Annotated in this window: 20 protein-coding genes; 8 read left to right on the top strand and 12 right to left on the bottom strand. The window is 47.5% G+C overall.

Features of this window, described 5'->3' with window-relative positions; genetic code table 11:
• Positions 1–52 precede the first annotated feature (52 nt).
• A complete protein-coding gene (locus EWA64_RS03705; protein ID WP_061893493.1) occupies positions 53–508 on the bottom strand; it encodes a low molecular weight protein-tyrosine-phosphatase in 456 nt (151 codons plus the stop codon).
• 177 nt (positions 509–685) lie between these two features.
• Between EWA64_RS03705 and cobO the strand changes: the two genes are divergently transcribed.
• Positions 686–1,291 carry a cob(I)yrinic acid a,c-diamide adenosyltransferase gene (cobO, locus tag EWA64_RS03710; RefSeq protein WP_039429844.1) on the top strand — a complete coding sequence of 202 codons (606 nt, stop codon included), beginning with the start codon at positions 686–688 and terminating at the stop codon, positions 1,289–1,291.
• Positions 1,292–1,369: 78 nt separating this feature from the next.
• Here the strand turns inward: cobO and EWA64_RS03715 are convergent, their stop codons facing one another.
• From EWA64_RS03715 to apbC, 3 genes are all read right to left on the bottom strand, one after another.
• A complete protein-coding gene (locus EWA64_RS03715; protein ID WP_061893494.1) occupies positions 1,370–3,478 on the bottom strand; it encodes an AsmA family protein in 2,109 nt (702 codons plus the stop codon).
• A 141-nt stretch (positions 3,479–3,619) separates the two neighbouring features.
• Positions 3,620–4,261 (bottom strand): uridine kinase, encoded by a 642-nt coding sequence (gene udk, locus EWA64_RS03720; RefSeq protein WP_061893495.1) that lies wholly within the window; start codon positions 4,259–4,261, stop codon positions 3,620–3,622.
• Positions 4,262–4,439: 178 nt separating this feature from the next.
• Positions 4,440–5,516: an iron-sulfur cluster carrier protein ApbC gene (gene apbC / locus EWA64_RS03725; protein WP_061893496.1), complete on the bottom strand. Its 1,077-nt coding sequence runs from the start codon at positions 5,514–5,516 to the stop codon at positions 4,440–4,442.
• A 160-nt stretch (positions 5,517–5,676) separates the two neighbouring features.
• Here apbC and metG point away from each other — a divergent pair, with 160 nt between their 5' ends.
• Together metG and EWA64_RS03735 are read left to right on the top strand one after the other, a co-directional pair.
• Positions 5,677–7,749, top strand: a complete 2,073-nt coding sequence (gene metG / locus EWA64_RS03730) for a methionine--tRNA ligase (RefSeq protein ID WP_061893497.1) — start codon at positions 5,677–5,679, stop codon at positions 7,747–7,749.
• Positions 7,750–7,961: 212 nt separating this feature from the next.
• Positions 7,962–8,768 (top strand): hypothetical protein, encoded by an 807-nt coding sequence (locus EWA64_RS03735; protein ID WP_061893498.1) that lies wholly within the window; start codon positions 7,962–7,964, stop codon positions 8,766–8,768.
• Positions 8,769–8,805: 37 nt separating this feature from the next.
• Here EWA64_RS03735 and fadR read toward each other — a convergent pair whose 3' ends face one another.
• Positions 8,806–9,645 carry a fatty acid metabolism transcriptional regulator FadR gene (gene fadR, locus EWA64_RS03740; protein ID WP_061893499.1) on the bottom strand — a complete coding sequence of 280 codons (840 nt, stop codon included), beginning with the start codon at positions 9,643–9,645 and terminating at the stop codon, positions 8,806–8,808.
• Between the two features lie 642 nt (positions 9,646–10,287).
• On the opposite strand from fadR, the gene nhaB reads away from it, so the two are divergent.
• Both nhaB and dsbB read left to right on the top strand, forming a co-directional pair.
• The gene (gene nhaB / locus EWA64_RS03745) at positions 10,288–11,877 is read left to right on the top strand and encodes a Na(+)/H(+) antiporter NhaB (RefSeq protein WP_061893500.1); all 1,590 of its coding nucleotides are present in this window, start codon (positions 10,288–10,290) and stop codon (positions 11,875–11,877) included.
• Positions 11,878–11,966: 89 nt separating this feature from the next.
• The gene (dsbB, locus tag EWA64_RS03750) at positions 11,967–12,503 is read left to right on the top strand and encodes a disulfide bond formation protein DsbB (RefSeq protein ID WP_061893501.1); all 537 of its coding nucleotides are present in this window, start codon (positions 11,967–11,969) and stop codon (positions 12,501–12,503) included.
• Positions 12,504–12,574: 71 nt separating this feature from the next.
• Here the strand turns inward: dsbB and EWA64_RS03755 are convergent, their stop codons facing one another.
• On the bottom strand, positions 12,575–13,183 hold the full coding sequence (locus tag EWA64_RS03755) for an SEC-C metal-binding domain-containing protein (RefSeq protein WP_061893502.1): 609 nt from the start codon (positions 13,181–13,183) through the stop codon (positions 12,575–12,577).
• A 169-nt stretch (positions 13,184–13,352) separates the two neighbouring features.
• Here EWA64_RS03755 and dusC point away from each other — a divergent pair, with 169 nt between their 5' ends.
• A complete protein-coding gene (gene dusC / locus EWA64_RS03760; RefSeq protein ID WP_061893503.1) occupies positions 13,353–14,318 on the top strand; it encodes a tRNA dihydrouridine(16) synthase DusC in 966 nt (321 codons plus the stop codon).
• A 42-nt stretch (positions 14,319–14,360) separates the two neighbouring features.
• Here the strand turns inward: dusC and malZ are convergent, their stop codons facing one another.
• From malZ to yfbV, 5 genes are all read right to left on the bottom strand, one after another.
• The gene (gene malZ / locus EWA64_RS03765; RefSeq protein ID WP_061893504.1) at positions 14,361–16,205 is read right to left on the bottom strand and encodes a maltodextrin glucosidase; all 1,845 of its coding nucleotides are present in this window, start codon (positions 16,203–16,205) and stop codon (positions 14,361–14,363) included.
• 153 nt (positions 16,206–16,358) lie between these two features.
• Positions 16,359–17,153, bottom strand: coding sequence for an ABC transporter ATP-binding protein (locus tag EWA64_RS03770; protein WP_061893505.1), 795 nt, complete (start codon positions 17,151–17,153; stop codon positions 16,359–16,361).
• On the bottom strand, positions 17,150–18,085 hold the full coding sequence (locus EWA64_RS03775; protein ID WP_061893506.1) for an ABC transporter permease: 936 nt from the start codon (positions 18,083–18,085) through the stop codon (positions 17,150–17,152). The genes EWA64_RS03770 and EWA64_RS03775 overlap by 4 nt, the downstream gene beginning before the upstream one ends.
• 59 nt (positions 18,086–18,144) lie before the next feature.
• Positions 18,145–19,110 (bottom strand): ABC transporter substrate-binding protein, encoded by a 966-nt coding sequence (locus EWA64_RS03780; RefSeq protein ID WP_039429874.1) that lies wholly within the window; start codon positions 19,108–19,110, stop codon positions 18,145–18,147.
• Positions 19,111–19,364: 254 nt separating this feature from the next.
• Positions 19,365–19,817: a terminus macrodomain insulation protein YfbV gene (gene yfbV / locus EWA64_RS03785; protein ID WP_061893507.1), complete on the bottom strand. Its 453-nt coding sequence runs from the start codon at positions 19,815–19,817 to the stop codon at positions 19,365–19,367.
• 340 nt (positions 19,818–20,157) lie between these two features.
• Here yfbV and EWA64_RS03790 point away from each other — a divergent pair, with 340 nt between their 5' ends.
• Together EWA64_RS03790 and pta are read left to right on the top strand one after the other, a co-directional pair.
• Positions 20,158–21,354 (top strand): acetate kinase, encoded by a 1,197-nt coding sequence (locus EWA64_RS03790; protein WP_045570797.1) that lies wholly within the window; start codon positions 20,158–20,160, stop codon positions 21,352–21,354.
• Between the two features lie 139 nt (positions 21,355–21,493).
• A complete protein-coding gene (pta, locus tag EWA64_RS03795) occupies positions 21,494–23,638 on the top strand; it encodes a phosphate acetyltransferase (RefSeq protein ID WP_061893508.1) in 2,145 nt (714 codons plus the stop codon).
• Positions 23,639–23,686: 48 nt separating this feature from the next.
• Here pta and EWA64_RS03800 read toward each other — a convergent pair whose 3' ends face one another.
• Positions 23,687–24,973 carry an MgtC/SapB family protein gene (locus EWA64_RS03800; RefSeq protein WP_061893509.1) on the bottom strand — a complete coding sequence of 429 codons (1,287 nt, stop codon included), beginning with the start codon at positions 24,971–24,973 and terminating at the stop codon, positions 23,687–23,689.
• Positions 24,974–25,037: the final 64 nt, after the last annotated feature.

Consider the following 25,037-nt stretch of genomic DNA (forward strand, 5'->3'; position numbering starts at 1 on the left):
CCTCTCTAACTCAAAGGGCTACAGTTTAGTAGCCCTTTTGCTATTTGAGCTTCTAGTTCTTGCACTTTTCCAAGATGGCATCTGCCGCCTGTTCAATCAGATCCAGCACCTGCTCAAACCCTGCATCACCACCATAGTAGGGATCAGGGATCTCATCATGCTCGCAAGAGCAATGGCTCAAAAAGAGCGAAATCTTATGCTGGTACTGCGCAGGACAAATAGCCAAAAGATCGTTGAGATTTGCCTTATCTGCCGCAAAGACCAGATCAAAGTACGCAAAATCCTCTCCTCTCACTTGCCGCGCTCGAATTCCTTGAAACGAGTAGCCTCTTTTCTCTCCAGCGCGTCGAGAACGATGGTCTGGCTGCGATCCACTGTGATAGTCAATCGTCCCCGCTGAATCAATTTCTACCTCCATGCCCAGACGCATTGCTTTGGCGCGCAGTACCGCTTCAGCCGTCGGAGAGCGACAAATGTTTCCCATACACACAATCAATAGTTTTTTCATCGCTTAACCTTTATTTATCAACTTGTTTTCACACAACGACTCTAACAAGCAACCACATTTTTCTAAAGAGAATGCTTTTTAGTATTCGCCACTTCTCTTTAACCCTAATGATTACAAGTACTTTGTAGTTAGGTTTTCCGTTACTATGACGAGAAAGCAAATATTATTGGAGTTGATATGCACTCGGAAGAGAACAAAGAGAGTCGCCATAAAGAACGGCAACAGAAAATCAAACAGCAAGTCGATGCCAAAATCGCCGCCGCACAGGAAGAAAAAGGTTTATTGCTTGTGATCACAGGCAATGGCAAAGGCAAGTCCACGTCCGGCTTTGGCACCATTGCTCGTGCCGTCGGCCACGGCAAAAAATGCGCAGTGGCGCAATTTATTAAAGGGACCTGGGACAATGGCGAACGCAATTTACTGGAAAAACTAGGCGTTGAGTTTCAAGTCATGGCGACCGGTTTCACTTGGGAAACCCAGAACAAAGAGACGGACACCCAAGCCGCACAGCAAGTTTGGCAAGAGTGCAAGCGCATGCTCAAAGATGAATCACTAGATGTGCTTCTTTTTGACGAACTCACCTACATGGTCAGCTATGGTTATATTGATTTAGATGACGTGGTGGATGCGCTAGCGCAGCGTCCTCACATGCAATCGGTGGTGATCACCGGGCGCGGTGCACATCGCACTTTGATCGAAATGGCGGACACGGTTTCTGAAGTGAGAAACGTGAAACACGCTTTCGAATCCGGTATCAAAGCATTGAAAGGGGTCGATTGGTAACCTTTCCCTCGACACACATCGCTTGCAATAAGGGCGACCATCAAGCCGCCCTTATTGCATTTAGTTTACTTATTGCGTTTAGTTGAACAGTCCTTTTAACAATCCATCCACCGCTTGCTTGGTTTTTTCATCTTTGATTTTATCGGTCAACTTCTCGACTCCGCGGTCGATCTCTTTCTGCGCTTTCTGCTTGAGCACATTGTCAAACACTAGCTTGAATTTAGGGTCGGCCCATTTACCGGAAATATTGATGGGGATTGTGACATCGCGCAGCTCGTCGATATCCTTACCCCCCTGACCTTCTAAAGTACCAACGATTGAGGTGCTAACTGTGAAATCAACCGTCTGCTGCAAATAGTTCGCTACACCGTTGCCACGAATACGCAATAACGGCGACTGCATATGCAAATTGTCGGTCGACACATTGCCTTTATTGAGTTTTAACGTAGCGCTCATCGAACTGAAATCCGTTTTTTGCACCTCATCAGTAGCGTCTAACTTTTTACCTTTAATCTTGGCGTAGTTTTCACGAATCATTTGCGCGACGTTAATGCCGTTGACGGCACCATCAGCAAAATTGATTTCAACCGTACCGACAAGGTTTTTCTGAATACCGCTTGGCGTTAAGCTTGCTCCCTTCACATCAACATCGATATTGCCAGTACCTTCCAGCTTGTCATTTTGAGCCACGTCCACCAACAGCGGTTGCACCTGAACACCTTTGATGCGCTTTTTCACACTATAGGTGGCGGGTGATCGACGTGCATCCAATTTCGCGCTGGCATTGATAGAACCTTGATACAGATTGGCATCAAAGCGATCTAAGGTCGCGATACCACGGTTCACCGTGAACTTGGTGATGACATTTTGCAGCTTGGCATTATTGGCTTTGAACTTATCAATACTCACTTGGCCAATCACATCCAACGTTTTTAACGCGCTCAGATCAGGCTCAACTTCGTTGTTTGCCTCTGGAGTCGCGTTTTTGTCATTGCTGCTGTTTGTGCTTGCCGTATCTTGCGATGGCTTGGTTAGGCCGAGAAATTCATCGAGATCAATCTCTGGGCTGTGCAGTGAAAAACGCACTTTCGGAATCTCAGCTAACGTCACATCGACTTTACCGTCTAAAGCAATGGCGTTGGCGGTCAGTTTATTCAGCACAAGCGATAGATGGCTGCGCGGCACATCAAAGGTCACCTCTGAGCTCATTGCCACCTTCATTGGCGATTGAGGCAGTGATTCCCCATTTAGTTGCGACTCCAACTGGAATGCCTTTACCATCACGGTGCTGATTGCCGCATCTACATGCAACTGCGCCGAGCCATTAGCCGAAAGATCCATACCGGATGCTTGGCCTTTGATTACAAAGGTCAGTGCGTTGTCTTTATCAAACTCGAATGTGTCCAGCACCAGCTTGATGCTATCCATCTTCATGGCTGGATCGCTAAACTGGCTGTTCAGATCGATATTGCGCAAAGCATAAGAAGAGAAGTCTTGCGCCAACTGAAACTCAAGCTTACCGTTTGCGCTGAACTGTTGCTGGTTGTTTTTTCCTTTGGCTGAAAACTCCGCTTTGGTCCATTGCTCAAAGGCAAACTCTGAAAGTGAGAAATTCACATCATAGAGTTCAAGTGACGTACCCGCTTGTCTATCTTGATTAACGAGTTTGGCATTGCTCACCGTGATCCCTGCCAGCTCAATACGCCACTCTGCCGCCGCGCTAGCTTGCTGTGGCGCATCCGTGGCAGGCTCCGAGATCACCTCTTGCTGAGCCGTCTCTTGCTGCGTTTTCTGTTGCTGAGTCAACGCATCAATATTCTTTTGCCCATCTTTACGCGTCTCTAAATGAATTGCCGCACCATCAAGGCGAACATCACCAATCTGCAAGACTTTATCGAGCAGAGGCATCACCGAGATATCGATCCCAACCTTCTCAACTTTAAATAAGTTTTCTTGAGAAAAGCCCTGAGGATTCTTTAACTCCGTTTTGCCTAGAGAAAAACCAATCGAAGGAAAAAATTGCCATTCAATGTCGCCTTCAATCATCAACTCTAAGCCCGTTTGTTTGGCCACTTGTTCGGTGATCAACGGTTTAAATTGATTAGGGTTCACTAAGGTCACTAGCGCTATCACGGCGATCACGACAACCGCGATAGACGCAGCCAGAATAAGGAACAGTTTTTTCATATGCGTATTCCTTTGCATGCAAGAGTTGAGACAAGAACAGAGAAAACAGCTATTTTGCGCGGTTCTTGCTCCCAAAAAGAAAGTGGCACTTAAAGTGCCACTTTCTTAAATAAAAATAAAGCTCGCTGACAAGACAATGACTTAAGCTTTCAATAGTTTTGCAATATGCGCTTTCAGTACATCAATCGCAATGCGGTTTTTACCACCACGAGGAACAATAATGTCGGCGTACTGTTTTGAAGGCTCGATAAACTGCATAAACATTGGACGAACGGTTTTTTGATACTGTTTCAGAACCGACTCCATGGTGCGACCACGCTCTTCCACATCACGCTTCACACGGCGCAGCAGACAGATATCGAGTGGCGTATCCATAAAGACAGTTGCGTGCATTAAGTCACGTAAACGCGGATCGGTCAAAAGCAAGATGCCTTCTAGGATGATCACTTTTTTCGGCGTCATAGTAGTGGTATTGGCCGTGCGAGTATGGTCAGTATAGCTGTATTCAGGGACTTCAACCGCTTCACCTCGGGTGAGCTTTTCTAAGTGCTCACAAAGCAGGTCGTGGTCGAGCGCGCTCGGGTGGTCGTAGTTGGTTTTAACGCGTTCTTCCATGCTCAAATGGCTTTGGTCATTGTAGTAGCAATCTTCCGTAATCACACCGATTTGATGGTCGCCGACTTTGGCACGAAGTTCATTATAGATCGTGCTGGCAATCAGACTCTTTCCAGAAGCTGACGCACCCGCAATACCGACGATGACGCATTGATTATTCTCAGACATTAGTTGCACCCGATGATGATTTTGTAGCAGTAGGAATAGATAAACCGCCTGATTATAGGGAGTTCATCCTTTAGATACTAGTCGCTTTTCCTGCTTTAACGCCCTTTTCTCTAGCCGCAGAGAACAAAAGACCAAGCAAACGATTACTCGGTCTTTATCATCCTAAAAAAGTTTTTTTTTAATCAAGTCGAGTGTAGAGAATCGTCTCTGGTTTCACCTTCCCTTGCCAGTACAACGCACTGCATATACGTTCGGCTAACTGATAATAGCGCTGCGCGTGTTCACTCTCTGGTCGCCGGAAAACCGTCGGTACGCCAGCGTCAATGTCTTCGCGCATGTCAATATGCAGTGGGATCTGACTTAGCAGAGCAAGTCCATATTCTCTCGCCATGTCTTCACCACCACCATGGCCGAAAATCGCCTCTTGGGCACCGCAGTGGCGACAAATATGGTAGCTCATGTTCTCAACCACACCGAGCACCGGAACGCCTACTTTACGAAACATTGCCGCCCCTTTGCGCGCATCCGCTAACGCCAGATCTTGCGGCGTGGTGACGATCACGCTACCCGTCACGGGAACTTGCTGTGATAAGGTCAATTGAATGTCACCAGTACCGGGAGGCATGTCGATGACTAAATAGTCAAGATCCGGCCACTGAGTTTCATTAAGCAATTGCACCAGCGCTTTGGAAGCCATCGGCCCACGCCAAATAGCGGCTTCTGTTTGATCCACTAAGTAACCGATTGAGTTAGTGTAGATACCATGTGCCAGCACAGGTTGCATCCATTTTCCCTGTTCGACGTCTGGCTTTTTATCAAGTGTACCGAACATGAGTGGCAAAGACGGGCCATAAATATCGGCATCAAGCAATCCGACCTTTGCACCACTGGCCGCTATCGCCAGTGCCAAATTAACCGCCGTAGTAGATTTACCTACACCACCTTTGGCGGAGGTAACCGCGATGATGTTTTTTACTCCACTCACAGCGTGAGCAACTGGCGTTTCCATCGCTTTGACTCGCTGCTCAATGGTGAAAGCCAACTTAGCTGCCTCGCCGCTCGCTTGCTGCAGCTCTAGCCAACTCGCCAACGCTTCGATCAACGATTTGGCTGCAAAAGGCAGCGTGATGTGCAGCCCACCATCGCCTTTTACATTCACCACACCGTGCATATCGGCCCACTGCGGTATCAATGCCCAATGTTCGAACTGATTAAGCCAATTAGAGAAATCTTGTTTTGAAGTGAATTGACGCATATCGCCTCCTCTGTTGACTGCATCCTATCACCGAGTAAAGCACGACTGAACCCCAAAAAAACCAGGTGATTATCCTCTGTCACACCTTGGACTTACCGATTTACTGAGTTAGTATTATCAATCAAATTTTTATACCTATCGAGAAAAGCGAATATTAAGTATGGCAAACGATCCAAGAAACTTTCCCTCAAGGAAATTGCTGGTAACTTGTGCCCTTCCGTACGCTAACGGTTCGATCCACCTTGGTCATATGCTTGAGCATATCCAAGCGGACATTTGGGTTCGTTACCAACGCCTACGCGGCAACATTGTAAATTTCATCTGTGCTGACGATGCTCACGGCACGCCAATCATGCTTAAAGCTCAACAGATGGGTATGTCGCCAGAAGAGATGATCGCTGCGGTCAACGTGGAGCACCAGAAGGACTTTGCAGGCTTTGATATCAGCTTTGATAACTACCACAGCACGCATTCAGACGAGAACCGCGAGCTGGCTTCGCACATCTATCTACAACTGAAGAAAAATGGCTTTATCTCTAGCCGTACTATTTCTCAGTTGTTCGACCCTGAAAAAGAGATGTTCCTACCGGATCGTTTCGTTAAAGGGACGTGCCCGAAATGTAAATCAGAAGACCAATACGGCGACAACTGTGACGCTTGTGGCGAAACCTACAGCCCAACTGAACTGATCAATCCAAAATCAGCGGTATCAGGCGCGACGCCAGTAATGAAAGATTCAGAACACTTCTTCTTTGACCTGCCTCAGTTTGAAAGCATGCTCAAAGAGTGGACTCGCTCTGGTTCTCTACAAACTGAAACCGCCAACAAAATGCAGGAATGGTTTGAGTCGGGCCTGCAGCAGTGGGATATCTCCCGTGATGCGCCTTACTTCGGTTTTGAAATCCCGGGCGAAAAAGACAAATTCTTCTATGTTTGGCTAGATGCGCCGATCGGTTACATGGGTTCATTCAAAAACCTGTGTGATAAGCGTGACGATCTTGATTTCGATGAATACTGGAACAAAGACAGCAAAACAGAACTGTACCATTTCATCGGTAAAGACATCGTTTACTTCCACAGCCTATTTTGGCCAGCGATGCTAGACGGTTCTGGTTTCCGTAAGCCAAACAACGTTTTTGTTCACGGCTACGTAACCGTAAACGGTGCCAAGATGTCTAAATCTAAAGGGACATTCGTGAAAGCGAGTACTTACCTTGAGCATCTTGATCCTGAGTGCCTACGTTACTACTACGCAGCGAAGCTAAACAGCCGCATTGACGACCTAGACCTTAACCTTGAAGACTTTACTCAGCGCGTAAACGCTGACGTGGTGAACAAGATTGTCAACCTAGCATCGCGTAATGCGGGCTTCATTGCCAAGCGCTTTGAAGGCATGCTCGCTGAAAACTTCGTCGAGCCAGAGCTTTACAATGAATTTGTTGCTGCTGCAGAGCGTATCGCGGAACTTTACGAAACACGTGAGTTTGGTCGTGCAATCCGTGAAATCACCGCATTGGCGGACAAAGCCAACCAATACGTTGATGAAAAAGCGCCTTGGGTTGTGGCAAAACAAGAAGGCAAAGAACAGGAACTGCAGGAAATCTGTTCTGTTGGTATTAACCTGTTCCGCGTTCTAATGACTTACTTGAAGCCAGTGATGCCAGCGCTTGCTGCTCGTACTGAAGCCTTCTTGAATCAAGAGCTGACGTGGGAAGGGATTGCTCAGCCATTAACGGCACACGAAATTACCGCGTTTAAAGCGCTGTTCAATCGTATCGATCCGAAAAACATCGAAGCCATGATTGAAGCATCAAAAGATGATGCAGCGGCTGAAATGGCCGCAAAAGAGAAAGCTGAAGCCGCAAAAAATGGGCAAGAGAGTGAGTTGAGCAAAGATCCAATTGCCGATGAAATTGAGTTTGATGACTTCGCAAAAGTTGACCTTCGTATTGCCAAAATCGTGTCTTGTGAATCGGTGCCAAAAGCGGACAAGCTTTTGAAATTCCAATTGGATATCGGCGGCGAAATGCGTCAAGTTTTCTCTGGTATTAAAGCCGCTTACAACCCCGAGGATCTGGTTGGCAAATACACCGTTGTGGTTGCTAACCTCAAACCACGTAAGATGAAGTTTGGCATGTCGGAAGGCATGATCCTAGCGGCAGGCCCTGGTGGCAAAGAGCTCTGGATCCTTGAGCCGCATGAAGGCGCGCAGCCTGGCATGCGTGTGATGTAATCCGCCGCCAACCTTTTACTTCTCTCCAAGCCTCGCGATAAAAATGCGAGGCTTTTTTTGTGTTCTATTTCACACTTTTGGTGACATCTGCACCAAATTGGCACAGAGATTTTCACTAAAGAAATATAACCGTTTGAATTTAAACAATTAATATTCTGGCATTAAACCTGCTCACCTCCTTTGTGGCTAGGAACGCATACAAGGAGTAAGTTATGTTTGTTTTACTGTCATCGTTATTGTCTATCGCCGTTTTAGGTTCACTCTTCTACCTTTCACAAAAGCGTGAAAACCGTTACATGCAGAAGTATCAAATCCTTAGCACATTGAGAGAAGTGGTGCACTTAACACGACAACACCGCTCTGCGGCGCATTTGAGCTTGCTCTACAAACAGCCTCACAGTAGTGAGATTAAGCACATTCAGGAAGAAGTGTTGTTGCGTTGTCAGATGTTGATCGACCTCACTGCGATAGACAGCAAGCCGTTGTATCGCATCCTATTGAATCAATACACGTTTCTTTTTAACAATTGGCAGGAAAACAGCGTGGCAAAAAGTCAATTTCACCATGGTAAGTTGATCCGTCATACACTCTACCTAATCGATGAAGTGACTGTCAGTTGGTTGGCCGAGTCAGAACGTGATGAACTGAGTGATGAATACCACGGTCATTGGCAGATTGTGATTGAAAGTCTTGAAGCATTGACACAGCTGCGCATCTCAATCCAAGACATTCAAGATGAGCAAGGGCTAACGCGATTTCGTCATAATGCAGAGAGGATGGTCAGAAGACTGAATCAATTAGCGCTGATAAGTCCTTTGAGTATCGCCTCTCCGGCAGGGATGGAAATCACTCGTGCATTAGAGGCATACGCAGAATCGACAGAAAGGCACCCGATAAAGAGCGAGCTTTATGAGTTAACCAGTCAAATTTCGGCGGCCATTTTTACTAGCTATGACGCCATGTTAGATGAGATCATTGAGAGTGTTTACCTACCACTCCCTAGACTTTCCCTCGCCTAAAAGAAAACCGCCGATTGGCGGTTTTCTCTATTCGCTTCTAAGCATCGTCTTCCGTAAAATTGGTCGGCAACTGCTGTTTCATCTCGTTCCAAATCATCGCACTTTCAATGCCATATTGACGAATGAGCGCAGGCAACTGCTCACGCTGACCTGATTCGCAAATCTGTAGCAACTGGCGATAAAACTTCAGAGCAAGTGCTCGTGAAGTTGGGTTAGAAAAATAGAAGCTTCCAACACGATCATAGAGCTTTCTTAGACCATTAAAGATCAGGCCGTAAATTTGATTTCCGGAGTGGAAAGCCAAACGTTGGAACAACATGTAGTCGTAAAAATTGAATGTCTTCGCCACCAAAATTTCTTGGCGCTTAACTTCATCTTTCTCATTATCTTCTTTTACATTTTGCTGAATTTTTCCAGCATAAGGAGACGACGACAAAAATGCATCCCAAGATGGCGCTTCAAGCAACTGCTCACAGGAATCAATTACATTTCGGATGGTTCGCTCTGAGCTCTCTTTATTCACTTTGAATGCATAACGCATAAAAATAGGGCTGATGTTGGTACGCGCTGCCAGAAGATCTTCCACGATATTGGTTGCGTTATCGACATCAAGCGTCATCAAGGTGTCTAGAATATGCAGACCAGATGTTTCCATAAACTGGTTTACTTTGGTTGGTTTACCGTGCTGAATGGTCAACCAGCCATCGCGTGCCAAACGCTGCAATACTTCACGCAGTGTTGTTCTGGTTACTCCAATCAATTCAGAGAGCTCACGCTCGGCAGGTAAAATAGAACCGGGTGGAAAGCGACCATTCCAGATGCTTTCAATAATATATTTCTCTGCAAAGCCCGCAGGGCTCTTTGCCTTAATAACCATTATATTTTGTTATCCAGTTTTTGTTTTGGCGTCTTCAATGGCACTCATCATACCACTACTTATTCAATAGCGAAAATTTCCTAACGATAAATGAAATCAAACTGAAATATTGAATATTTACTCTAAATCAGAATGAGTACCAAAAGGCTAGGAAATGGATGAAGATTGGCAAAAATGACAATTTCTAACCATCGAGTCACGCACAAACCCAGAAGAAATAAAGGGTTATTCGTCACATTTTTAAGTTGAAAAACTGAAAATTAAATTTGAGAGAATCAGCCAAAGTGCCACCTTAATTTATCTTTTTTCTCCTTTGAACGTAAATTATGATGATAAGAGAACTTTTGCATATTTTTCGTGGTACACTTGTGCTACTTCGATCGCGTTTTATGAAACAAAGTCGCTATTTGTCAATCTGAAGGGGATTTCTTGTTGACTAAGTGTTACTTAATAGTAGAGTTGCGGGCGAAAAAGGAGCGGTGCTTAAGTTCAAGGGAAGTAACTTGGCAAAACTACATAAAAACAAGGATTTGTTGTTTTTCTAAGTTATTGTTTTTAAGATAGATATTTCGTCTTTGACACATAGGCTTAAGCACTATGTTGTAGTGTCTATTCATAACTCAGTTAAATAAGAGAATTATCATGCCGATATCGCTCGGAAACGCTTTTATCAAGAATTTTCTTGGTAAGGCACCTGATTGGTATAAACTTGCCATCATTTCTTTTCTAATCATTAACCCTATCGTTTTTTTCCTCGTCAATCCTTTCGTAGCGGGCTGGCTACTGGTGGTAGAGTTCATCTTTACGTTGGCGATGGCACTAAAATGTTACCCACTTCAACCCGGCGGTCTATTAGCGATTGAGGCAATTGCTATCGGGATGACCAGCCCAGAACAAGTCAAACATGAACTGGTTGCGAATATCGAAGTGCTATTGCTTCTGGTATTCATGGTAGCTGGCATCTACTTCATGAAGCACCTGCTTCTGTTTATCTTCACCAAGATTTTGCTCGGTATCCGCTCTAAAGCGATGCTTTCTTTAGCATTCTGCTTTGCAGCCGCATTTCTTTCGGCTTTTTTGGATGCCTTAACAGTAATTGCTGTGGTTATCAGCGTTGCTGTTGGTTTCTACTCCATCTACCACAAAGTCGCCTCTGGTAGCGGGGTGAGCTCAGACCACGATCATACCCAAGATGATCACCTTACTGAGCTAACTCGAGATGACCTTGAGAATTACCGCGCATTCCTACGTTCACTATTGATGCACGCCGGTGTGGGTACGGCATTAGGTGGCGTAACCACCATGGTTGGCGAACCGCAAAACCTGATCATTGCCGATCAAGCGGGCTGGCTGTTCGGTGAATTTTTGATTCGTATGGCTCCGATCACACTGCCTGTTTTTATCTGCGGTTTACTTACCTGTGTTGCGGTCGAGAAGTTTAAAGTCTTTGGCTATGGCGCTGAGTTACCAGACAACGTTCGTCATATTCTGGTCGATTTCGACAATGAAGAACGCAAAAATCGCACCAATCAAGACGTCGCAAAGCTATGGATTCAGGGCATGATTGCCGTGTGGCTTATTGTTGGTCTCGCACTGCATTTGGCAGCGGTCGGTTTGATTGGTCTGTCGGTCATCATTCTCGCTACTGCGTTCACTGGTGTAATTGAAGAGCATTCTCTGGGTAAAGCGTTTGAAGAAGCGCTGCCATTCACTGCACTACTCGCGGTGTTCTTCTCAATCGTCGCGGTGATCATCGACCAAGAACTGTTTAAACCCGTGATTGATGCGGTATTGGCGGTAGAGGATAAAGGCACTCAGCTCGCCATGTTCTATGTTGCAAATGGTTTACTGTCGATGGTTTCAGACAACGTCTTTGTCGGAACTGTCTACATCAACGAAGTGAAAACTGCCTTGCATGAAGGTTTAATTAACCGTGATCAGTTTGACTTGCTCGCAGTGGCTATCAACACCGGTACCAACTTACCTTCGGTCGCAACACCAAACGGGCAGGCGGCATTTTTGTTCCTATTAACTTCTGCCTTAGCACCTTTGATTCGCCTCTCTTATGGACGTATGGTGCTGATGGCACTGCCGTATACGGTCGTACTCGCCTTGGTGGGTCTATTTGGTATCGTGTTCTTACTCGATCCAATGACCGCTTGGTTTTATGACGCAGGCTGGATTTCTCATCATGTTGGTAGTGCAGCTCAAGCAGTTTCTGCTGGTCACTAAATATTTCCGTTGATTAAGAAACTTATCCGAGATAAAAAGCTCTGAGTATTCAGGGCTTTTTTATTTTCTTTACAAAAGGATTGCTTAAAGTGACTCTTTTTTCATCACTTAATCGGTTTTCTCGTAGTCGTGCCTCATGGCTACTTTTGTTGATTTTTGTTCTTTTCTTTGAAGGGGCTGCCCTCTTTTTCCAACATGTCATGCTACTTTCGCCCTGCGTGATGTGCATTTATGAGCGTGTGGCTATGTTTGGGATTGGTGGCGCGGCACTCGTAGGGCTGATAGCACCGAGCAACCCATTGATTCGTTGGCTTGGTTTTGCGGCTTGGGGAGCCAGTTCATACAAAGGCTTAACGCTGGCAATGCAACATGTGGACTACCAGTTTAATCCATCTCCTTTTGCAACCTGCGATCTGTTTGTCACTTTCCCTAACTGGGCACCACTAAACCAGTGGGCGCCTTGGCTGTTTGAGGCCTATGGAGATTGCAGCAAAATCGTTTGGCAGTTTTTAACTTTGTCCATGCCGCAGTGGCTCGTGGTGATTTTTGCTGCCAACCTCGTGGTCCTCGCGTTTGTGGTGATTTCCCAGTTCTTCGCCATCAAGAAAAGAAATCCCATTCGCTAACTGCTGGGCAAAGATGCAAAAAGCCGGGTTGATTTCCCGGCTTTTTGCATTCTCTGCGTTGTAGACCGATGTTACTGGCCGCAACACTGTTTGAATTTCTTACCGCTACCACAAGGGCATGTATCGTTGCGGCCGATGCCTTTGTAAGGATTAAGACTTTGCGATTTATTGCCAACCATCAGTTCATCGGCGGCTTGTGCTACTTCGTTGAGCATCAGATCGAGCTGAGGCAGAAAATCGTCCAGCTGCGGTGGCATCTCGATTCCTGCCACCTTCATTTGCGCTTGAGTTTGTTCTTGGTCGATAGCCAGCATCAAGCATGTTAACCATGCGCTGAGCATACGCTGCGTACCGTCATTGATTTGCACCTCTTGCCACTGCTCTTCCACCATCGGCCACAGCGACATAAACCCTTCGGCAAAGTCCGCTAATGCCTCTTGATTTTGATCGAGTAGCGTCTGCAGCGAGTACTCATTGCGCAGAATGCGATTATGTTGCTTGTGGATCTGCTCTGTCACCGCCTGACGAAGATCGACAGAGACTTCGCCCACCAAGCTGCTCAGCCATTGTTCTGGATCAGTCGGTTTGACGGTCAAATTGGCTGCAAAAACAGCCCCTTCAATATACCAGGCTGATTCTGGGCATGTGGAAGTCGTGAGATCGATAAGTTGGTATTGCATTGTCGTTAACTTTTTTCGGTAATTTTTTAGTAAATAGCGGCGATTATATACCTAAGCTTAGCCACGTGGTGGATAAATTCGTTGTGGCTTTTGGAAGCCCTCTTATCGTGACAAGCGAGTCGCTTATCGCTACAATCGCGCCTCGTTTTGACAGAGGCAAAAATTAGCGATGCGTGTAATATTGGGACCGATGGAAGGGGTATTGGATCATCTGATGCGTGAGATGCTCACAGAGATCAATGATTACGATTTCTGCGTGACCGAATTTGTTCGCGTGGTCAGCCAGCCACTTCCCGATCATGTCTTCTATCGCTTGTGCCCGGAACTGCTGCAAGGCTCAAAGACACGTGCTGGTGTGCCAATCAAATTACAACTTCTTGGTCAAGATCCACATTGGATGGCAGAAAACGCGGTACGAGCAGCCGAACTTGGTGCTTATGGCATCGATCTAAATTTTGGTTGTCCTGCAAAAATGGTTAACCAAAGTAAAGGCGGCGCGGCGCTGTTGCAGCATCCGGAGCTTATCTATCAAGTTGTCAAAGCATGTCGAGAAGCTGTTCCAGCGCATATTCCTGTTTCTGCCAAAATCCGTCTAGGTTGGGAAAATCCAGAAGATTGCTTTGAGATCGTCGATGCAGTCGAGCAAGGCAAAGCGGATGAACTGACCGTGCACGCCCGAACCAAAACGGGCGGCTATAAAGCCAGTGAAATCAAGTGGCACTATATCGACCAGATCCGCCAGCGTTGCAACATTCCTCTGATCGCCAATGGCGAAATCTGGAATTATGCCGATGGACAAGCTTGTATAGCAACAACAGGGGTCGACTCTTTGATGGTTTGTCGCGGCGCGCTAAATGTGCCCAACTTAGGCAATGTGGTGAAACATGATCACAAGGCGATGCCGTGGGAGCAAGTGGTGGATTTGTTGCTGCAATACAGTGAGTACGAGGTACGCGGCGATAAAAGTAAGTATTACCCGAATCGCATTAAACAGTGGTTTGCTTACTTACGCCAAGCTTACCCTCAAGCCGCCCCTCTCTTTAGTGACATTCGTACTCTGACCCAAGTTGAGCCGATTGTGACTCATCTGCAGCATTATCGCGCGCAGCTCCACGCAGAAAGCATTCCTGCATAAAATGAAAACGTATCGACCGCTGGTGCTCAGCGGCCGATAGCCTCACTTCGCATCCACCATCCATACAGAAATGGACTCTGGCGCAATCTCCATGCACATCTCTTCACTAATGGCTAAAGGTGCGCGTTGCTCCATCATCGGCGCCAATTGACCCGCTGATATTCCCGTTTGCCAAAATGGTAATGAGATCGGCTGTGTGTGATTGGCTAAATTGACAACCACCAGCGCGCATTCTTCTCCCAGTTGGCGAGTAAAGGCAAAGTGGTCCTTCTCTATCGCCAGAAACAGTATTGCGCCTTGCTGTAAACAAGGATGGGTTGTTCTTAATTGGATCAAGCGTTGCACATAACCAAACCAAGGGGACGTGTCGACCTGTTCCCAAGGAAAGCAGCGTCGATTATCGGGATCTTGTCCGCCTGCTAAGCCCACTTCTGTCCCATAGTAAAGACACGGCGTGCCAACATACGTAAACAACAGCCCGAGTGCGATTTCCATGTAACCTTGGTGCTGATTGAGCAAAGTAATAAAACGTGCGGTATCATGGCTATCGAGTTGATTGAGCTGGCTTAATTGGTTGAGCCAAGGAACTTTCGCACGCGCTTCGTTGAGCCATTCGACAAACTCACAGCCATCAATGGTAATCGGATCGTAAGCAATATCTTGTTGTGCCAGTAGAGCTCGAACTGGGTGGGCAAAGCCGTAGTAGTTCATTGAGCCATCTTCTTGTTCTCCTTGCAGCCACTTGGTGGCCTCGAAAAAATGTTCTCCGAGCACGTACGCCTGTGGGTTTTCCGCTTTGGTCGCCTGACGAAACGCCTGCACGTAATGGGCATTGTTGTAAGCCCCTTCCCCTTCACCGAGCATATGGATCACATCAAACCTCCAGCCATCAATTTGATAAGGCGCTTTGAGCCAATGGCGTATCACCGCATCTTCACCTTGGTAGATGTAATCTCTTACCGCTTGATGGGCGAAATTGAGTACAGGCAAGTTCTCAATCCCTTTCCAACCGATGTAATTCTTCGTATCCCCATCAAAGAAATAGTAGTCACGGTAAGGCGAATCACTGTGATGGTAGGCTCCATTGTCTCCTTTCCCGCCGCGATCGAGCCAAGGATGTTCGCAAGAGGTGTGGTTAAACACCGCATCGAGTATCACTTTCATGTCGCGCTGGTGTAATGCTTGCGTGAGCTCGGCAAACTCCTGATTAGTGCCAAGATGCGGATCGACCGTCAGATAATCGGTCGTATCGTACTTATGATTACTCGGTGCGGTAAAAATAGGGTTGAGATAAAGCGCGCTCACGCCCAAGGTTTGTAGATAATCCAGCTTGCTTGCAATACCAGCCAGATCGCCACCATAAAACTCACAGCCACCGTAGCCAGATCCCGTATCAACTGCCTCTCCCCAAGCTTTAGCCACCACCGGGCGCGTACCATTTTTTACTGTGTACTCACCATCTTTCACGCTGATATCAGGATTGCCGTTGCAAAAGCGATCTGGGAAGATTTGGTAGAAAACCTGCTCTTTCACCCACGCTGGCGGCTGATGCTTAGCATTGTATTTAAAGTGATACTCGCTGCCCGGCATGCGCTTTTGTACTCCGCGAGCATCTAGCCAATACTGTCCATCTTCCGTCAGTACTTTGAAGACATATTGAGTGACATCGCGGTCACTGTTGAGCGCGAAACTTGCTCGCCATTGCTTTAACGCTCCGACAGATTCAATCGATTGCATCTCGACTAAGTACTCTTCATTATCGGGTTCATGTCTGAGATAGACCTTTTCAATGCCTTGCGATTGAGTGCGAAGTGTCACCTGCGCTAAGCCTTGGCTTAAGCAAAATCCATCTTGAGTCTGCGAGTGAAAAAGAAAGGGATGCGTCATTTGAGGTACTCTGGTTGTTGCTTTGCTTTATTGTAGAAGCACAAACAACCGAGAAACTCCCCCCTTAAAAAATAAATAATCCTTTATTTTTCAAGGGGAGATCACACTTGGTAGGCGTATTGCTAGGGGCGTAGAGATGTAACGTGGCTATTGTTAGTTGAGCAGCAAGCTGTCGTCCGCTAGCTCTTCGCCACGCACTTTCGAGAACATTTCGAGCAGATGAGTCACCGTCATTCCTGCCCGTTGCTCTCCGGCGACATCCAAAACAATTTCGCCTTGGTGCAGCATCACGGTGCGATCGCCACACGCCAGCGCATCTTTCATTGAGTGAGTCACCATCATCACCGTCAGGTTAAACTCTTTGACGATGCGTTTGGTCAGATCGATGATAAACGCCGCCATACGAGGATCTAAGGCTGCAGTATGTTCATCCAGCAAGAGCAGCTTACTGTCAGACAAGGTTGCCATCACCAAACTCACGGCTTGGCGCTGCCCGCCTGATAGCAGGCCAATACTGTCGCTCAGCCTATCCTCTAAACCTAAACCCAGAATACTGATGCGCTCTTGAAAGAGCTTTCTGCGCCGGGAAGAGAGTGCTAAGTTCCAACCACGAGATTTCCCGCGCATGTAAGCCAAAGCCATGTTCTCTTCGATGGTCAGCGCGCCGCAAGTCCCCGCTAATGGGTCCTGAAATACACGTGCGCAAAGCTTAGCCCGCTGGTCAACGGTTTGATAAGTCACGTCGGTGTCATCAATCAATACTTTGCCACCGACCATCGGTGTTTCACCTGTTACTGCGCCCAAAAGTGTTGATTTACCTGCACCATTTGAGCCAATAACCGTGAGAAACTGGTGCTCTGGCACTTCTAAACAGACACCACGCAAAGCGCGATTTTCAAGAATAGTGCCGCGATTAAACGTCACCTGAATATCTTCAAGCCTAATCATGCCGTACCTCCTGATCGACTTTTTCCACCCGCCGCTTTGGCAGGGCTAACGGACTTTTTTATACTGAGGTTTCCTTTCAGTTTCGGCACGATCAAGGCAATCGCAACGAGAATGGCGGTCACTAAGTTGAGATCCGATGCTTGTAAACCGAACATGCCCGAGCTCAAGGCAAACGCAACGGCTAAACGATAAAGAACCGAGCCAACAATTACCGCCACGACGGCGACCCAAATTTTACGACCTGAGATCAGCGTTTGACCTAAAATGACCGCAGCCAGACCAACCACTATGGTGCCAACCCCGGAGGTGACATCGGCAAAACTATTGGTTTGCGCAAACAATGCTCCCGCAAAACCGACAAAACCGTTCGAGAGTGCAAGGCCAAAATAGGTGTAAAAAGAAGTGCTTCCACCCTGTGCGCGCACCATTCGAGCGTTAACCCCCGTGGCGCGTAAACCCAGGCCAAAATCGCTGCTCAGCAGACGAACCACTAACCAAGCTGAGATTAACACCAAGATGCCAACCACCAATGGTCGAACTAGCATAGGATCGCCCAAAGACTCAAACGGCGTAAGAATGGTTTCTTCCCCAAGTAAAGCCATATTGGGCCGACCCATAATACGAATATTGATAGAAAACGCGGCAATCATGGTGAGAATGGATGCTAAAAGGTGCAATATTCCGCAGCGCACCGCTAAAAATGCCGTTACCCAGCCGGTCATTGCGCCAGCAAGAATCGCCATTCCAGTGGCAAGCCAAGGGTTAACGCCCGCCACGATTGCCGTTGCAGCAACCGCCGCGCCCATCGGAAAACTACCGTCGACACTGAGATCAGGAAAATCCAACACCCGAAAGGTGAGAAAAACGCCCAATGCGACCAAACCGTACAACAGGCCAAGCTCTAAAGCTCCGAAAAATGCAAAAGCAGACATAGTCACTCCTTTATTCTGCTCAAGAATGTGGCCAGCTTCCCGCTGGCCGATGAGGAGAGTTACTGAACGTCTGTCGCACGCTCAAGTACAGAAGCAGGAATCGTCACACCGAGCTTGGTAGCAACCCGCTGGTTCACCACTAAATCAGAACCTGTGGCGACTTTTACATCCAACTTGCCCGGTTCTTGGCCATCTAAAATGGCCGCGACGTACTCTGCCGTTTGTACACCGACTTGATAGTAATCAAAACCTAAGCTCGCAATCGCCCCTTTTTCAACATAAGAGGTCGCCCCTCCAAACACCGGGGTTTTCGCTTGGTTTGCAGCACCAATCATCCCTTCGATCGCACTGGCAACGGTGTTGTCCGTCGGTGCATACAGCACGTCGGACTTAGCCGCAATCGCTTGAGTCGCTGACTGCACATCAGCACTTTTCAGCGCAGTGGCTTCCACCACCTGTAAACCCTTCTCTGCTGCACTCTTTTTCAGCAGCTCGACTAACGTCACCGCGTTGGCTTCGCCTGGGTTATACACCACACCAATCGACTTGGCATTCGGTAGAATTTCTTTGATAAGGTCAACATGCTGAGAGACAGGCGAAAGGTCAGACAGCCCCGTCACATTCTTGCCCGGCTGCTGCATAGTTTTCACCAGCTTCGCCCCAACAGGATCAGTTACCGCGGTAAACACCACCGGAATAGAACGAGTCGCCGAAACCAAAGCCTGCGCAGTTGGCGTAGCAATGCCCACTAATACATCTGGATTTTCTCCGACAAACTGACGGGCAATTTGCACCGCAATCGCTGGGTTGCCTTGCGCTGTTTTGTAATCAAATTCGAGATTTTCCCCTTCAACATAGCCTTTGGCTTTCAGGCCATCGAGCAATCCTTGACGCGTTGCATCTAAGGCGGGATGTTCAACGATTTGCGATACCGCAACTTTAGCAGTTTTCGCTAATACCGATTGAGATGAGAGTAATGCAGCACTGGCAAGAACGGCCGTCGCGATCAGTTTTCCTGCTTTCATCTTGACTCCTTGATTTCAGCATAATTTAGATGGGTGATGTTGTGTGTTTGTTTATTGTGTTCGATCTTTATTGTGTGCACTTTTCGTGCATCTGAATGACATTATTACCAGTAACTTAGCGTGATGGAAAGCGGGATTTAACAGAAAACAAACAAAAGGAGAGATAAGACAAAGTGTCTAGCGGAAAATAACGCAAAACAAAAGGCAGCACGAAGGCTGCCCGGAAGAACTCACTTAAGCACGCAGAAATTGCGCTAAAACCAACGTTCTAACGCATTTTTGTCCAGTTGGCGAAAAGCACGATTGAGGATCTGTGCTAACTCTTTGTAGCGCGGACGGGATTTGAGTGGCTCCAAAGCAAACCCTGTTTCTACAATCTTCTGATGCAACTCACGATACCAACTTGCCAGCGCAGGAGGCAATTGCGTGTTAGAGCGATTACCAAGCCACCACATTCCTTGCAACGGCATACTGAGAGCAAACAGTGCCACCACAATGGCTTGAGGAAGAGCTTGGTAATTATCGAAAGCCATTTGGGTAAGCAGACTAATAGCCGCAATCGCTGGCATCACTTTCACACCGAAGCGCGTCGCCTTAATGATTCTCTGGTCAGGAAATATGGCGTTCAACTCTTTGCGCATCGGCCAGATATCCATGTACTTTTGCCCATCTCGCAGGCTGTGAGTTAATCCGACTTTATTGCTCATAACGCCCCTCACTAAAATTTAGTTGAAGATTTAAACTGAAAACGCAAAAAATTGATGAAAGTTAATATCCTTTCAAATTTTTTTTGTTATCATTGCCTATTATCGTTATCCTTTGACGATCCTCAATGTCATTGTTGCTGTATTTTACAATTTAAGCAACTCTGAGGACCTATCTGCAAAGGATGGCAAAGGTGGTGATTGGGATCGCCACCTTTCTTTATTACGGAAAGCGAAAGTTTTTTGACCAAGATTAGTACGCAGCTGTAACGGCATCGTCTATTCTTGTGAATGATTTTTCATCCTTACTGATCTTTATCAGACGAATAACAGGTAGTCACAAATGTCTAAGCTAGTTTTAGTTTTAAACTGCGGTAGTTCTTCTCTCAAATTTGCTGTTGTTGATGCCGAAAATGGCGACGAGCATCTATCAGGTCTTGCTGAGTGTCTTCACCTTCCTGAAGCACGTATCAAATGGAAACTAGATGGCAAACACGAAGCTCAACTGGGTAACGGTGCAGCACACGAAGAAGCCCTAGCGTTTATGGTAGAAACTATTCTTGCTTCTAAGCCAGAGCTTTCTGAAAACCTAGCAGCAATCGGTCACCGTGTTGTACACGGCGGCGAGAAGTTCACTCAGTCTGCCCTTATCACCGACGATGTACTAAAAGGCATCGAGGATTGTGCAACTCTGGCTCCGCTTCACAACCCAGCACACATCATCGGCATCAAAGCAGCACAAAAATCGTTTCCTGCACTGAAAAACGTGGCTGTATTTGATACTGCTTTCCACCAAACGATGCCTGAAGAATCTTACCTATACGCTTTGCCATACAGCCTGTACAAAGAGCACGGTATCCGTCGTTACGGTATGCACGGTACGTCTCACCTGTTCATCACTCGTGAAGTAGCAAGCCTACTCAACAAGCCAGTTGAAGAAGTGAACATCATCAACTGTCACCTAGGTAACGGCGCTTCTGTTTGTGCAGTGAAAAACGGCCAATCAGTGGATACTTCAATGGGCCTAACACCACTAGAAGGTCTAGTAATGGGTACTCGTTGTGGCGATATCGACCCTGCGATCATCTTCCACCTGCACGATGCGCTTGGCTACTCGGTTGAAAAAATCAACACTATGCTGACCAAAGAGTCTGGCCTAGCGGGTCTGACTGAAGTGACGTCTGACTGCCGTTTCGTTGAAGACAACTACGGCCAGAAAGAAGAAGCCACTCGCGCGATGGACGTATTCTGTCACCGCCTAGCGAAATACGTTGCTGGTTACACCGCAACTCTAGATGGTCGTCTAGACGCCATCACTTTCACTGGCGGCATCGGTGAAAACTCTGCACCAATCCGTGAAATGGTGCTAAACCGCCTTGGCATCTTCGGTATCGAAGTAGACAGCGAAGCAAACCTAAAAGCACGTTTCGGCGGCGAAGGCGTTATCACAACAGCAAACAGCCGCATCCCAGCGATGGTTATTTCAACCAACGAAGAGTTGGTGATTGCAGAAGATACTGCGCGTCTAGCAGGTCTGTAATTGACTTCACTGGCTAGCCTCACCGCTAGCCAGATTTCTTTTTGACAAAAGAATAAGGGGCTTCACTGCTATTGTTTGGCTCGGCCAAGCCATACGCAGTTAAGCTTTTATCCCCCAATAGTTAAAGGTACTTTGTCTGATGTCCCGTACTATTATGCTTATCCCTGCCAGTGCCGGTGTTGGTTTAACCAGCGTTAGCATGGGTGTCCTACGCGCTATGGAGCGCAAAGGCGTTAAAGTTTCTTTTTACAAACCTATCGCTCAGCCACGCAGTGGCGGTGATCAGCCCGATCTAACCAGCACCATCGTTGCAGTCAACAGTGACATGAAAATTGGCGAGCCAATGCAAATGTCAGTGGCTGAAAACCTGATCGGCAACGATAACATGGACGAGCTGCTTGAGACCGTTGTAGAGCGTTACAACCAGATCAATAAAGATGCAGACGTTACCCTGATCGAAGGTTTGGTTCCAACACGTAAGCATCCATTCGCCAACCAAGTGAACGCAGAAATCGCTGCCACACTGGGCGCGGAAATTGTGTTGGTTGCCACCCCAGGCACAGACAACCCATCGCAGCTCAAAGAGCGCATTGAAGTGGCTTGTTCAAACTTCGGCGGCACAAAAAACAAGAACATTTCTGGCGTGATCATCAACAAGCTAAACGCCCCTGTTGACGAAGCGGGCCGTACTCGCCCTGACTTGTCGGAAATCTTTGACGACGCCGACAGCGCAAAACAGAACCAACTTGAAGTGATGCAGATCTTCAACTCAAGCCCAATCCGCGTTCTGGGTTGTGTGCCTTGGAGCATCAATCTGATTGCTACTCGCGCCATCGACATGGCTAAGCACCTTAAGGCCGAGGTCATCAATCAAGGTGACATCAAGACTCGCCGTATCAAAAGCATCACCTTCTGTGCACGCTCCCTGCCGCACATGATTGAGCACTTTAAACCAGGTTCGCTGTTGGTGACTTCAGCGGACCGTCCAGACGTTATCGTTGCCGCATCGCTTGCCGCAATGAACGGTGTGGAAATTGGCGCTGTGCTTCTGACTGGTGGTTACGATATTCCGGCTGAAATCGAAGGTTTGTGTAAGCCAGCGTTTGAAACCGGCCTACCTATCTTCAAAGCACAAGGCAACACTTGGCAGACCTCTTTGAACCTGCAAAGCTTTAGCTTAGAAGTACCAGCAGACGACAAAGAGCGTATTGAGTTTATCAACGATCACGTTGCTAGCCACATTGACGGCAACTGGATCGAATCCATGACCGAAGGCACGCAGAAATCACGCCGTCTGAGCCCACCAGCGTTCCGTTATCAGTTGACTGAACTGGCACGTAAAGCGGGTAAACGTATCGTGCTTCCAGAAGGTGATGAGCCACGTACCGTCAAAGCAGCGGCTATCTGTGCTGAGCGCGGTATCGCAGAATGTGTCCTGCTTGGTAACCCTGAAGAGATCAAACGTGTTGCCGCTCAGCAAGGCGTTGAACTTGGTGCTGGCGTGCAAATCATCGACGCAGATGCGATTCGTGAAAACTACGTTGCTCGCCTAGTTGAGCTGCGTGGCGCGAAAGGCATGACCGAAGTAGTTGCGCGCGAAAAACTGCAAGACTCTGTGTTCCTTGGCACCATGATGCTTGAAGCCGATGAAGTTGACGGTCTGGTTTCGGGTGCGGTTCACACAACAGCGAACACCATCGTTCCTCCGTTCCAGATCATCAAGACAGCACCAAATGCGTCGATCGTCTCATCAGTATTCTTCATGCTTCTGCCTGATCAGGTTCTGGTTTACGGTGACTGTGCAATCAACCCAGATCCAACCGCAGAGCAGTTGGCAGAGATTGCTATCCAGTCAGCAGATTCTGCCGCAGCGTTCGGCATTGACCCTCGCGTAGCGATGATCTCTTACTCAACCGGTGAATCAGGCAAAGGCGCTGACGTTGACAAAGTGCGCGAAGCAACACGCATTGCACAAGAGAAACGCCCTGATCTGATCATCGACGGTCCACTGCAATATGACGCAGCGATTATGGAAAACGTGGCTGCTTCTAAAGCACCAAACTCTCCAGTCGCGGGTAAAGCAACCGTATTCGTCTTCCCTGATCTAAACACAGGTAACACGACTTACAAAGCGGTACAACGCAGTGCAGACCTAGTTTCTATCGGTCCAATGCTGCAAGGTATGCGCAAGCCAGTCAATGACTTGTCTCGTGGTGCGCTTGTCGACGATATCGTCTACACCATCGCTCTAACGGCCATTCAGTCAAGCCAAGAGCAGAAATAATTGTCACTGTAAAGTCCAAGCCCTCGCTAAGTCGAGGGCTTTTTATTTTCAAGCCAACGACCCGCTATGCAGCAAGAAAAACACCACCCCGCCGACTGCAACGCTAGCAAGCATCACGGGAACCACTCGCTTCCACAAGTGTTTGTCACCTATCGCCAACACCATGCCCATTTTAACTAAGGTATTTACCGAAGCGGCGATAAAAATACCCAACGCCGCTGTAGTCACATTTAGCCCCGATACACTCTGCCGGCCGAGCGCGAGCGAAATCGCATCGACATCAGTAAGACCAGAAAGCGCGGCTAAAATCAGTGTCCCAGCATTGCCAAACCAGTCTGCGAGTGCATGGGAAAGCAGCATGATAATGGCCAAGATCACGCCAAAAAACAGTGCTGATTGTAGTGCCAACGGGTTCTTCTGCTTGCCGGGCTGCTCTGAAAACTCTGTATCGCTAAAACGCCAAATCCACCAAGCGGGAAGATAGAGCATGAGCATCATCGCCAAGGCAACTGGCCACAAGTGAACCACCAGTTGAGGATTAAGCACCGAAAGCACCACCAAAAGCCGAGGAAACATGGTGCCACAACTGAGTAAGATCCCGGTGGCAAGTAATGGACTAATCACAGGCTGTTCGCGGGAAAGATGAGAAAATTGCAGTGTTAAAGCGGTTGACGAACTCAACCCCGCAAAAACTGAAGTGAATAGGATCCCACGCTTGGCCCCCCCGATTTTGATGGCAAAATAGCCGACAAATGAGATGCTGGCAATCAACACTACCATCCACCAAATCTCATAGGGATTGAGCGCATTCCAAGGCCCATAAGGTTGATTGGGCAGTAACGGCAGCAATACCACTGAGATCATCATCAACCGCAGCGCGGCATCAAGCTCATACTCTTGCAAGCGCTGCAAAGCTTGATGAAGCTCACGTTTGTTATCGAGCACCACCGCGGTAATCACCGCCGATGCGGCCGCCGCCACAGGTTGTCCGCTGACGGCCAAGCTACCAATGACAAAGGTCACCAACAGGGCGACAACGCCAGTGATGCTAATATCCTGACTGCTTTTCTGCTGCATGACAAAAGCGATGCAAGAGAGTACCACTAAAGCAATTAATGCAAAGCCAAGAATGATCGGCGAAGTATGAGCGGCAAGTAAGGCGGTTAAGCCGCCAAATAGACCAACCAGAGAGAAAGTACGAATGCCTGCAACTCGGCTCCCTTCGGCACTGTTGCGCATCACCCAGCCACGCTGAGTGCCAATGATTGCGCCGAGTAACAGCGCAATTAATAGATGCCAAACGCCTTGTTCATTAACCAATTCACTGACGTCCATTCCACCTCCTTTAAAGGAAAAATCCCCTTTAAATTCAGTTTAGTTGATTCACCAATATGGACTG

This window comes from Vibrio cidicii (assembly GCF_009665415.1).
Lineage (GTDB): Bacteria > Pseudomonadota > Gammaproteobacteria > Enterobacterales > Vibrionaceae > Vibrio > Vibrio cidicii.